This is a genomic window from Vibrio sp. 10N.261.52.C2, assembly GCF_041471425.1.
Classification (GTDB): Bacteria; Pseudomonadota; Gammaproteobacteria; order Enterobacterales; family Vibrionaceae; genus Vibrio; species Vibrio crassostreae_C.
The window spans coordinates 134,423-146,531 of record NZ_JBFROH010000023.1; the positions used below are offsets into that span (position 1 = coordinate 134,423).

Consider the following 12,109-nt stretch of genomic DNA (forward strand, 5'->3'; position numbering starts at 1 on the left):
CAAGCGACAGCATCACTACACAGCTGGCGAGCGATTGCAGCAGCGGTGATGGAAGTTTATCAAACGGATCTATGCGACTTAAAAAATCACTGATATTTGGTGTGATAGAAGTACCCATAGATATTGCCTTATTATAAAACGCTGTTTCACAAAGTTATTTAATGGCAAAAAAAGCAGCGAATCGCTGCTTCTTGTTTTCTTAGCTCGATGGATATTCGTGGTACCCGAGCTGTTCTGATATATTTTTCCCTGCGTTGTGCAGAAGGCCGACATAGTATTCCATTCGTTCTTCATCAAAGCGTATCGTCGGGAAAGAGATAGACACACCCGCTATGATTGTACCAAATCGGTCGTAGATTGGAGCGGCAATACAGCGCAAGCCAGGCTCTTGCTCTTCGTTATCTTCAGCAAAATGCTGTTGACGCACCTCTTGAAGTGCTGAGAGAACCTGCTCCGTATTTTCTAGCGTTTTTTCTGTGTGTTTAACAAAATCAACATCGTCGAGTGTGTTTCGTACGAACGCTTCATCTTTATCTGATAGCAAAACCTTGCCAATAGCCGTACTGTACAACGGATTACGGCGGCCAATTTTTGATTGCATGCGAAGATTGTAGCCGGAATCAATCTTGTGCACGTAGATAATAGCGCTCTCATCAAGAGCTCCAAGGTGCAGTGCTTCATTCGTCTGCTCTGAGATAATACGCATCTCTTTATCGGCAAGCTCTATCAGCTCCACATACTCTAAGGATTTTGCACCTAACTCATAAAGCTTAAGAGTCAGTGAGTATTTGTCCGCTTCTCCTTCTTGGGAAACATAACCAAGCGTCTTCATTGTTTGTAAAAAGCGATAGGTTGTCGCTTTAGACATCATTAAGCGTTGAGAAAGCTCTGAAACACCTATCTCTTTTTGATCGCCCAATGCCTGTAAAATACTAAAAACCTTTAACACTGAAGATACAGCTTCTGGTTGTGTCGACTTTTCCATAAAACAGCCCCTATTGTTGTCTGTGAACATTATATCTCTACTCTCTCTCATTACCAGTAATTTCAAAATGCCTTTTCATAAATTTGAAACCACGCCGCACCAAGTGCCATTAAAAAATAAGATCTCTGTCTTTATTTTTGAAACGCTTTTTCAAAAAAGTTTGTCAAAGTAAAAAAAAGTCTGTTATGTTTGCGTCATTGCAGTGAGCTATTACACGTTCACGTTACTTATTACCTCTGAGGAAGTTTTAAAATGACACTTGAATCATTTGATCTGAAAGGCAAAGTTGCCCTTGTAACTGGTTGTAACACTGGACTGGGTCAGGGCATGGCTTTGGGCTTAGCTAAAGCAGGCTGCGACATTGTTGGCGTTAATATTTCAGAAGCCACTGAAACACAGCAGCAAGTAGAGGCACTGGGCCGAAAGTTTATCGATGTTCGCGCTAATCTAATGAAGTTAGATGATATTCCATCGATCGTTGATCGTGCGGTCACTGAATTGGGTCGTATCGATGTACTGGTGAACAATGCTGGAATCATCCGTCGTAACGATGCGATTGATTTCTCAGAGCAAGATTGGGATGACGTAATGAACATCAACGTTAAGTCTCTATTTTTTATGTCTCAAGCCGTTGCTAAGCAGTTCATTTCTCAAGGTGAAGGCGGCAAGATCATCAACATCGCATCTATGCTCTCTTTCCAAGGTGGTATTCGCGTTCCTTCATACACAGCTTCAAAAAGTGGTGTCATGGGTGTGACTCGCTTAATGGCGAACGAATGGGCTGCACACGGTATCAACGTAAATGCGATTGCACCAGGTTACATGGCAACAGACAACACAACTGCACTACGTGCTGATGAACAACGTAATAAAGAGATTGTTGACCGTATTCCAGCCGCACGTTGGGGTCTACCATCTGATTTAGAAGGTCCATGTGTATTCCTAGCATCAAGTGCCTCTGACTATATTAATGGTTACACAATTGCTGTTGACGGTGGTTGGCTGTCTCGTTAATAAAGACGCTTTTATAAGTAGTGAAATAACATGTCGGAATATTTAAGTCTTGCTCAGATGCTGGGCTATGTAAGTTTTGCATTGGGTGTTTCAGCTTTCTATCAAAAAGACGATAAGAAGCTAAAAATATTGATGTGCATATTGAATATCAACCACATGCTTCACTACCTATTATTAGGTTCAATTGTTTCAGCGCTCAGCTCTTTGTTGGCTGGGTTGAGAACGGCTACCGCGATTTACATCTCTTCAAAAGTAGTGGCTGTAGTATTTATTACAATCAGCTTGGTCAGTGGTGTTTGGTTGTCCAACTCCATTTGGGAACTCTGGCCAATATTAGGGACGATAATTGGGACTTATTCTGTCTTTGTACTGAAAGGTATTCAGATGAGAATCGGCTTTTTAATTGGTGCAACGTGTTGGCTAACCAACAATATTCTCGTGGGCTCGATAGGGGGCACGTTATTAGAAGTCACGCTTATTAGCGTGAATTTGATGACGATATTCCGCCTGCTTAGAGAGCAGCGCCAAACACTTGCAGTAAGCAAATAAACAAACTATTAGGTGGCACATGTTTGTATACAACAATGACGTTCAATTAGAAGATTTAGGCGATGGTATTTCGCGTAAGGTTTTAGCTCATAACGACAACATGATGGCGGTCGAAGTGCACTTTGAAAAAGGTGCAATTGGCGCAATGCACAACCACCCTCATGAACAATTAACTTATGTTCTATCTGGTGCGTTTGAATTTACGATCGGTGACGAAACCAAAATCGTGAAAGCTGGCGATACGATGTACAAAGAGCCAAGCATTGAACATGGCTGTGTATGCCTAGAAGCGGGAGTATTGATCGATAACTTTACTCCAATGCGCAAAGACTTCGTTTAATTTTAAAAATTTAATTTATCGCAGTATAAACTGCAGGAGAAACCCATGAAAATCGCTCTAATGATGGAAAACAGCCAAGCACCAAAAAACGCTATGGTTGCAGGTGAATTAAACAGTGTTGCTGGCGGCCTTGGTCACGATGTATTCAACGTAGGTATGACGGATGAAAACGATCACCACCTAACTTACGTTCACCTAGGCATTCTAGCTAGCCTTGTTCTTAACTCTAAAGCGGCGGATTTCGTTGTAACGGGTTGTGGTACAGGTCAAGGCGCAATGATGGCAAGCAACCTGCACCCAGGTGTTGTTTGTGGTTATGCCCTTGAGCCATCAGATGCTTTCCTATTCAACCAAATCAATAATGGTAACGCAATTTCTCTAGCATTCGCTAAAGGCTTTGGTTGGGCTGGTGAGCTAAACATTCGCTACATCTTTGAAAAAGCATTCACTGGCAACCGCGGTGAAGGTTACCCAATCGAGCGTGCTGCTCCACAACAAGCGAACGCAGCGATCTTAAACGATGTAAAAGCAGCCGTTGCAAAAGACGTGATTGAAGGCCTTCGCTCTCTAGATCAAGACCTAGTGAAAGCCGCTATCGGTGGTGCTCAATTCCAAGAGTTTTTCTTCGCAAACTGCCAAGTTTCTGAGATTGCTGAGTACGTGAAGTCTTTATTGGACTAATCACTACCGTACTCATTTATCGGGAAATAAGTTGAGTTATGAAAGCTAGCCGTGATCGGCTGGCTTTTTTTGTTTTGGTCGTATTTTGATTTAATTAAATGATCAGCTCACATTTATTAAAACAAAGGTTTATTTTTTATTGTTAAGTCTATCCTTTATGGGATAATGGATAGATAAATTGAGAGGAGAGTTTTTATGACCCCCATTACTCGTGTCGCTGTGATCGGCGAATGTATGGTTGAATTAACAAAAAATCAGGGCCAGTTAAAGCAAAGCTTTGGCGGCGATACATTAAATACAGCGGTTTATCTGTCGAGATTAACTGAGCCACACGGAGTGACCACGTCATATGTGACGGGGCTAGGTCAAGACTCGTTCAGCCAAGAGATGCTAACCGCATGGAAAGAAGAGAATATCAACACTGAGATGGTATACCTTTCTTCAACAAAATTACCCGGTATGTACGCCATCGAGACGACCGAAGAGGGTGAACGTAGCTTCCATTACTGGCGAAATGATGCAGCGGCAAAGTATTGGCTTCGTGATCATGCGATTGAAGATTTAGTGAATCAGTTTTGTCAACATCAAATGATTTATTTAAGCGGTATTAGCCTTGCAATCCTGCCACAAGATTGCCTTGAGTCTCTGATGAAGCTCCTTAAGTTATGTCGTAACGAAGGGGTGAAAATCGCGTTTGATAACAACTTCCGGCCAGCGCTTTGGCATGATTTAGATGTTGCACGTTCAGTTTATCAAGAGATTCTATCCATTACTGATATTGCTTTCTTAACGTTTGACGACGAAGTCTTACTTTGGGGAGACAATATCGAGCAGCAAGCCATTGATCGCACACAGGCGCTTGGCGTTGAAGAGATAGTTGTGAAGCGTGGCGGTGACGATTGCTTCGTTGTAACCAAAGAAATTTTTGAGTCGGTCTCTGCGAATAAGATCGAAAAAATCGTAGATACGACCGCTGCGGGTGATTCATTCAGTGCAGGTTATCTTGCTAAACGCATTCTTGGCGGTGATATGACGGACTCAGCAAGCTCAGGGCACTTAGTCGCAGGGACAGTAATTCAGCATCGTGGCGCGATTATTCCTACAGAAGTCATGCCAACCATCTAACGGTTTAAAGAAAAATTAAGGGAAATAGAATGAAAACGCTTAATGAACGATTATCTGAAATCAAAGTTGTGCCTGTTATTGCCATTAAAGATGCATCAAAAGCCTCTAAGTTGGCTGAAGTCTTGATTGAAAATGGCTTGTCTTGCGCTGAAGTCACTTTTCGCACTGAGCAAGCATTTGATGCCATCAAAGCAATGCGAGAAGCCTTTCCGGAAATGCTCATTGGCTCTGGAACCGTATTGACAACAGATCAAGTGGACCAGTCAATTGAAGCGGGGGTTGATTTCGTGGTTAGTCCTGGCTTTAACCCTACAACGGTTAAGTACTGTCAGCAACGTAACATCACCATTGTTCCAGGTGTCAATAATCCAAGTTTGGTCGAGCAAGCGATGGAAATGGGCTTACGCACATTGAAGTTCTTCCCTGCTGAACCTTCAGGTGGCGTTAACATGCTTAAAGCTCTGACGGCTGTCTATCCGGTTAAATTCATGCCAACAGGTGGCGTTAGCCCTAAGAACGTTAATGATTATCTGGCCATTCCAAGCGTATTAGCTTGTGGCGGAACATGGATGGTACCAAACGACCTCATTGATAATGAACAATGGGATGAGCTTGCGAAGCTTGTTCGTGAAGTCGCTGGCATCATCGATTAAGAATAAAAAAGCAACAACGTTGGTAACATTCTGAGATTATTATGTTTTAGGTGAAAAATATAAAAATTCAGAACAAATGAGAACGAGCGCCTAGCACCTATAGGCGCTTTTTTTATGGGGGGAGCACTATGTTTTTTAACCATAATGATGATATTGCATATTCTTAGCACTGAATGCGGCTCTTTGATTTACTTACTAATTTGGATGGCCTAGTTCAGTTTTCGGATATATTCGAAAACTGAATAGAGACTTAGCTCTGCCTACCTTCCCTCATTTTATCAGTACTTAATCATTATCACACTTTCTAGTTTTTAATATTAAAACGCCGTTTTAAAGATCACATTTCAACAAATGTCGGCTTTAGTTTTTCGTACCGATCTATATATTGAAACGAAATTTAAAACAAAACAAAACGGTGTTTCAAAATGAAAATTAAGCTGTTAACAACCTCCTTACTTCTTGCCCTAACTTCCACCGCTGTATCTGCAGCATCAATTAACCTACGTCACGAATATATGCCTGATCGCGATGGTGATCAGCATCGCGATCGTATTACTGTGTCCCACCGTTTTGCAAACGGCATCGGCTTTTCTGTAGAGGCTAAGTGGCGCCATGATGATGATGACTTTTTAGGCGGAGTGAAGAGTGGCGGCCATGAAGTGGGCATGAGCTACAACTACAAAATTAATGATTCATTTACCTTGCAGCCTTCTTATGCAGCAGATGCATCGAGCACTTCAACAACACACAAATACAACATCCGAGCTATCGCCAAAATTACTGATAATTGGGGAGCGAATGTTCGCTACCGTTACGGTGATCAACGCCGTGTCAGCTCTGATAATTCAAGCTACCACCAGCTAAATGTTGTGAATGACTACAAACTCCACTGGGGAAAGATTGGAGTTGATCTTGAGTATAAAGACTTAGAGTCAGGTCAGGGCGGCTGGAAAGATAAAGACACTGATCACCTAATTAACTTCTTTGGTGAATATAGTCAGCTAGAAAGTGGTTGGGTACCGTTTGCTGAAGTTGGTTTTTTGACGTTTGATAAAAATAGTAATGGCTCTAAAGATGATCATGCCATCCGTTACCGTGTTGGTGTTAAATACAGTTTCTAAAAGGTGAGATTATGAAAAAACATACTTTAGCGCTGTGTCTAGCCGCAGCCCTTTCTCCTCAAGCCTTCGCATCAGATATTAATGTTGATGAACTGATATGGAAAGCGATGACCTTCGGTCAATCAACCGATTTGAACTTCGGGTCGACAATCCTACCTGAAAAAGTCGGTGTGAATCAGGTTACCGTGAACGGTGAATTAATTGAAGCGGGAAAAATCGAGTCTCAATTTACGGTTGAGAGCCGTGGTGGAAAGCTCGCGAATTCTCATGAAGGTTTGACGTTCTACTACACAGAGATCCCAACAGATTACAATTTCACCCTGTCAGCGGATATTAATCTTGTACAGCTTGGTCCTGAAACGGGCGCTACGCCGAACCGACAAGAGGGGGCCGGCATCATGGTTCGTGACATTTTAGGCGCCGAGCGTTTGATGCCACAACCAGAAGGTCACGAAGAGTTTCCTTCAGCAGCGAACATGGTGATGAACTTACTGCGTTCTCATACTCGTGCAAATGATGGTATGGCGAACATCAACACCTCTTTCCGTGAAGGGGTTTACCAGCCGTGGGGGACATCAGGTAACCGTCGCACTCAAGTCGATTATGTTGAAGGTGTTCCTTATGTTAACAATGATACTTACCGTATGAGCCTAACCAGAACTAACGAAGGGTTTGAGGTGAGTTACCAGAAAGGTGATGTTATTGAGACCTCAGCGGTTAAAGGAGCGAATGCCAATATCGTTGAAATGCAAAATGCAGATAGTCAGTACATCGGCTTCTTTGCATCGCGTAATGCAAAAATGGATGTCAGCAACGTTGAGCTGGCTTTATCGCCCGCAGATACGATTGATGATCCAAAATATGTAGCAAAGCAAGGCGATGTTGTTTTTGAGATAGCGTCTTCTTCAAAGTCAGTTTATGACACTTATTCAGTACAAGCTCGTTCGAACTACACCGGAAAATTTGAAGTTCGCCAAAATGGTAAAGTGATTACCACTGAGCAGGTGGCAGCAGGCGATCTGCTTAACCATACAGCAACGCTTTCAACGGGCAGTAATGAATTCGCAGTCACTTTTACGGCAGTGGAAGGCCCTGATTTGGATGCCAAGACAGAAACGTTTTCTGTAGAGCGCGCCTCTGTCAGCAATCCGAACGCGATTTATGTAGCGCCAAACGGCACTTTACAAGGCACGGGTAGCCAAGAACAACCACTTGATCTAGCAACGGCTATCGAGTTGGTGCCAGCTGGTGGCACAATCAAGCTCACCAAAGGTGATTATGAAAGCTTAACACTGCCTATCACCGTCAGTGGTACTGTTGAACAGCCTAAATCGCTGAAAGCTATTGAAGAGGGTGTGCGTTTTGTCGGGCAATTAGAGCATGATGCTAACTATTGGCACTATGAAGATATTGAAGTTGCTGGTGCGCGTTTTATCGTACACGGTAGCCACAATATCTTTGAAAGAATGACGACACACGGTGCGCCAGATACCGGATTCCAAATCACCTCACCAGAAGGTATTGGCCGTGCGTTATGGGCAAGCTACAACACAGTCATAGATAGTGAAAGCTACAACAATATGGACCCTTCACAGATTAATGCTGATGGCTTCGCAGCTAAAATGCGAATTGGTGATGGTAACACTTTCATTCGTTGTATCGCTCACCACAACATCGATGATGGCTGGGACCTTTTCAATAAAGTAGAAGATGGTCCGAATGGTGCGGTTACGATCAAAGACTCAATCGCATTCAATAACGGGCGAACGTTAGAGGTAGCCAATAAAGGCGGCACAATCGGTAATGGTTTTAAATTGGGTGGTGAAGGTATTCCTGTGCCTCACGTGATCACTAATAGCTTGTCCTTTAACAACAATATGGATGGTTTTACAGACAACTTTAACCCGGGCTCAGTGACTGTCAAAGACAACGTATCTATTGATAATAAGCGCTTTAACTACTTGTTCCGTCAAAGCCCATACTCTGATGAGATAAAACAGGGTTACTTTGTCAACAATGTCTCGTACCGATTCCATACACAGAGTCGTTATGACGACGTCGTCAATAGCGATGTTTCTAAAGGCAATTTGTTCATCAAAAATGGTACCACTGTCGATCAAGATGGTAACGCCATTGATCTTAATCGCCTTAACGCTATGAAGAAGACATCAAATGTCGACGTATCTAGTGAAGTTCCAGGAATGGCAGAGGCACGTCAACTTAAAGAGATGATGAATTAAATTCATTCCCATTAAGGCTTTTCGGAGCCTTTTCTTTTTCAGAAAACTAGCTTATTGACAGTTCATTAATATTTTTATACTGCCTGATTGAACTTAATAGTGAGTAATTCGTATTCGTTGAACTCACATGAGTAAGGTTGATCTGGGTCACTAAATTATGCGAAATATTTAAAAATGAACCAACGTTTCGATTTTTGTCACGGTTAGTTTTGTTTTTTGAGTTTACAATTCTTTTAAATTAAAACAGCGTTTCGAGGTTCTACAATGGAATATGATTATCTTGTAATCGCAGGCTACTTTGCACTGATGGTTGCAATCAGCGTGCTATTCAAAAAAATGGCAAGTAACAGTACCAGTGATTACTTTCGTGGGGGCGGTAAAATGCTCTGGTGGATGGTGGGTGCTACAGCCTTCATGACACAGTTCTCTGCATGGACGTTTACCGGTGCTGCGGGTAAAGCATTTAACGATGGCTTTGCAGTATTAGCCGTTTTCATCGGTAACATGGTCGCGTATGTTTTCGCTATCTATTACTTCTCTCGTCGCTTCCGCCAAATGCGTGTGGATACACCCACAGAAGGCGTTCGTCGTCGATTTGGTTCGGTGAATGAACAATTTTTCACGTGGGTAATTATCCCTCTAAGCGTGATCAACGCGGGTGTATGGCTAAATGGCTTAGGCGTATTTGCGTCAGCGGTTTTCGATGCAGATATCAATACAACGATTTACATTACTGGCGCAGCGGTACTCGCTATTTCGCTAATTAGTGGTGCATGGGGCGTTGTTGCTTCTGACTTTATTCAAACTCTAGTCGTTGCGGTCATCTCTATTGCGTGTGCGGGTGTTGCTTTGTACTTTGTTGGTGGACCAAGTGTCATCGTCAATGAGTTCCCTGGTGGCTTCATCATGGGCCCTGACATGAACTACCCATTGCTTCTTGTTTGTACGTTCCTATTCTTTGTTGTGAAGCAATTACAAAGTATCAACAACATGCAAGAGTCCTATCGTTTCCTTAACGCAAAAGACTCAAAGAACGCGACAAAAGCAGCAGCTATGGCACTAGCAATGATGATGTTCGGTGCGATAATTTGGTTCATCCCACCTTGGGCATCTGCCATTATGTATCCAGATGCGGCATCGGCTTATCCTGATTTAGGTGCTAAAGCGAGTGACGCGGTATACCTAGTGTTTGCACGTGAAACGATGCCAATTGGTACTGTAGGTCTGTTAATGGCGGGTCTATTTGCTGCAACCATGTCTTCTATGGATTCTGCTCTAAATCGTAACTCTGGTATTTTTGTTCGTAGTTTCTACTCAACGGTTGTTCGCAAAGGTAAAGCAAGCGACAAAGAACTGCTTCGCGCAGGTCAGGCTGCTTGTTTGATTAACGGCATCTTAGTTATCTTTATGGCTCAGTTCTTCAATTCATTGAAACACCTAAGCTTGTTTGACCTTATGATGCAAGTTGCAACTTTGCTCCAGTCGCCGATCCTAGTTCCGTTATTCCTAGGTATTATTATTCGTAAAACACCGAAATGGGCACCATGGGCAACCGTTGTCGTTGGTATGGGCGTCTCTTGGGCTGTAGTGAATATTTTCACTCCTCAATTCGTTGCTGGTTGGTTTGGTGTTGAAGAGTTAACAGGTCGTGAAGCGGGTGAAATGCGCACAATGATTACCATTGCTGCTCATCTTATTATTACCGCAGGCTTCTTCTGTTTAACAACGTTATTCTATGATGAAGCAAAAGACCCGTACGTAGAAACAACGAAAGAGTTCTTTAAAGATGTGGATACCGAGTGTGTCGCTGAAGAAGGTCAAGATATTGTTGACCGCATGCAACGCGCAAAGTTGGGTACGTTAGTTATCTACATGGCAGCTGGTCTGACTTTAATGGTTCTTATCCCTAATCCATTGTGGGGACGTCTATTATTCCTTGCCTGTGCGGGCGCAGTATTTGCCGTTGGTTATGGTTTGAAGAAAAGTGCTCAATTAACCAATGAAGAGCAACAAGCCGCAATTTCTATTCGTTAGTTATCATTGTTAAGTTTGGCTGCTAGGGTATCTAACAGCCTTTTATAAAAGTTCGTAGGAGAAAAATATGTCCAAAGGTAATGTTATTCAGCTAGGTTTTGAAACTTTTGTTGATAGCGATACCCAAGTAAAGGTAACGCGATTGACACCCAAAGAGATCACTTGTCATCGTAACTACTTTTATCAGAAATGCTTTACCAAGGATGGTACAAAGCTCCTATTCGCTGGTGATTTCGATGGAAACCGAAACTACTACTTACTTGATTTAGACACTAAAAAAGCAACACAGTTAACAGAAGGTTCTGGTGACAACACGTTCGGAGGCTTTATTTCCGAGGATGATCGCGCCTTCTTCTACGTTAAAAATGAACTTCACCTGATGAAGGTTGACTTGGAAACGCTCACTGAAACAGTTATTTATACGGTAGAAGAAGAGTGGAAAGGGTACGGAACTTGGGTTGCAAACTCTGACTGCACGAAGCTGGTTGGGATTGAAATTCTCAAGGCTGATTGGAAGCCGTTGACGGATTGGAAAAAATTCCAAGATTTCTACCATACAGAGCCAACGTGTCGATTAATCAAAGTAGATATCGAAACAGGTGCTCTAGAGGTTGTGCACCAAGAAGATGCTTGGTTAGGTCACCCTATTTATCGTCCATTTGATGACTCAACAGTTGGCTTCTGTCATGAAGGACCGCATGATCTGGTTGACGCACGTATGTGGTTAGTGAATGAAGATGGTTCTAATGTTCGTAAAATAAAAGAACATGAGGAAGGCGAGTCTTGTACTCACGAATTCTGGATTCCTGATGGTAGTGCGATGGCTTACGTTTCTTATTTCAAAGGCCAAACAGACAGAGTAATCTACAAAGCGAATCCTGAAACGCTTGAGAATGAAGAAGTGATGGTTATGCCCCCTTGCTCTCACTTAATGAGTAACTTTGATGGCTCTTTAATGGTAGGGGACGGCTGTGATGCACCAGTAGATGTAGCCGATAGTGAGGGATACAATATTGAAAATGATCCATTCTTATATGTTCTGAACACCAAGAAAAAGTCATATGCCAAGTTAGCTAAGCATAACTCTTCTTGGGAAGTTTTGGATGGAGATCGTCAGATTACCCATCCACATCCGTCGTTTACTCCAAATGATGATGGCGTGTTATTTACGAGTGATTTCGAAGGCGTGCCGGCTATCTATATTGCTGATGTTCCTGAAGAGTATAAGGTATAGTTCAGAATACTTATTAAGTTTCAAAATAGCTAACTGCTAAACGTAGTTAGTTATTTTTACTATTGTGGATAAGTTAATTTGGCTACTACAATAGAGGTTTTGCTATACCCCTAGGGCTCTTCTCCGCTTAGAT

11 protein-coding genes are annotated in these 12,109 nt (G+C 42.6%); 10 read left to right on the plus strand and 1 reads right to left on the minus strand.

What is annotated here, in order from left to right:
* Nucleotides 1-199: 199 nt before the first annotated feature.
* On the minus strand, nt 200-985 hold the full coding sequence (kdgR, locus tag AB4307_RS10120; protein ID WP_372131773.1) for a DNA-binding transcriptional regulator KdgR: 786 nt from the start codon (nt 983-985) through the stop codon (nt 200-202).
* A gap of 252 nt (nt 986-1,237) precedes the next feature.
* Here kdgR and kduD point away from each other — a divergent pair, with 252 nt between their 5' ends.
* The 10 genes from kduD (at nt 1,238) to AB4307_RS10170 (ending at nt 11,976) form a co-directional block, all read left to right on the plus strand.
* The gene (gene kduD, locus AB4307_RS10125) at nt 1,238-1,999 is read left to right on the plus strand and encodes a 2-dehydro-3-deoxy-D-gluconate 5-dehydrogenase KduD (protein WP_295899440.1); all 762 of its coding nucleotides are present in this window, start codon (nt 1,238-1,240) and stop codon (nt 1,997-1,999) included.
* A 30-nt stretch (nt 2,000-2,029) separates the two neighbouring features.
* Nucleotides 2,030-2,548 (plus strand): YgjV family protein, encoded by a 519-nt coding sequence (locus AB4307_RS10130; RefSeq protein WP_372131775.1) that lies wholly within the window; start codon nt 2,030-2,032, stop codon nt 2,546-2,548.
* 19 nt (nt 2,549-2,567) lie between these two features.
* A complete protein-coding gene (locus tag AB4307_RS10135; protein WP_295899434.1) occupies nt 2,568-2,888 on the plus strand; it encodes a cupin domain-containing protein in 321 nt (106 codons plus the stop codon).
* A 45-nt stretch (nt 2,889-2,933) separates the two neighbouring features.
* Nucleotides 2,934-3,569 carry an RpiB/LacA/LacB family sugar-phosphate isomerase gene (locus tag AB4307_RS10140; RefSeq protein ID WP_372131777.1) on the plus strand — a complete coding sequence of 212 codons (636 nt, stop codon included), beginning with the start codon at nt 2,934-2,936 and terminating at the stop codon, nt 3,567-3,569.
* A 195-nt stretch (nt 3,570-3,764) separates the two neighbouring features.
* Nucleotides 3,765-4,694 carry a 2-dehydro-3-deoxygluconokinase gene (gene kdgK / locus AB4307_RS10145; protein ID WP_372131779.1) on the plus strand — a complete coding sequence of 310 codons (930 nt, stop codon included), beginning with the start codon at nt 3,765-3,767 and terminating at the stop codon, nt 4,692-4,694.
* A gap of 29 nt (nt 4,695-4,723) precedes the next feature.
* Complete coding sequence (locus tag AB4307_RS10150) at nt 4,724-5,347, plus strand: bifunctional 4-hydroxy-2-oxoglutarate aldolase/2-dehydro-3-deoxy-phosphogluconate aldolase (protein WP_372131781.1); 624 nt, start codon at nt 4,724-4,726, stop codon at nt 5,345-5,347.
* A gap of 425 nt (nt 5,348-5,772) precedes the next feature.
* A complete protein-coding gene (locus AB4307_RS10155) occupies nt 5,773-6,468 on the plus strand; it encodes an oligogalacturonate-specific porin KdgM family protein (protein ID WP_372131783.1) in 696 nt (231 codons plus the stop codon).
* A gap of 11 nt (nt 6,469-6,479) precedes the next feature.
* Complete coding sequence (locus AB4307_RS10160; protein WP_372131785.1) at nt 6,480-8,708, plus strand: right-handed parallel beta-helix repeat-containing protein; 2,229 nt, start codon at nt 6,480-6,482, stop codon at nt 8,706-8,708.
* A gap of 264 nt (nt 8,709-8,972) precedes the next feature.
* Nucleotides 8,973-10,742, plus strand: coding sequence for a sodium:solute symporter family protein (locus AB4307_RS10165; RefSeq protein ID WP_372131787.1), 1,770 nt, complete (start codon nt 8,973-8,975; stop codon nt 10,740-10,742).
* Between the two features lie 67 nt (nt 10,743-10,809).
* On the plus strand, nt 10,810-11,976 hold the full coding sequence (locus AB4307_RS10170; protein ID WP_372131789.1) for an oligogalacturonate lyase family protein: 1,167 nt from the start codon (nt 10,810-10,812) through the stop codon (nt 11,974-11,976).
* Nucleotides 11,977-12,109: the final 133 nt, after the last annotated feature.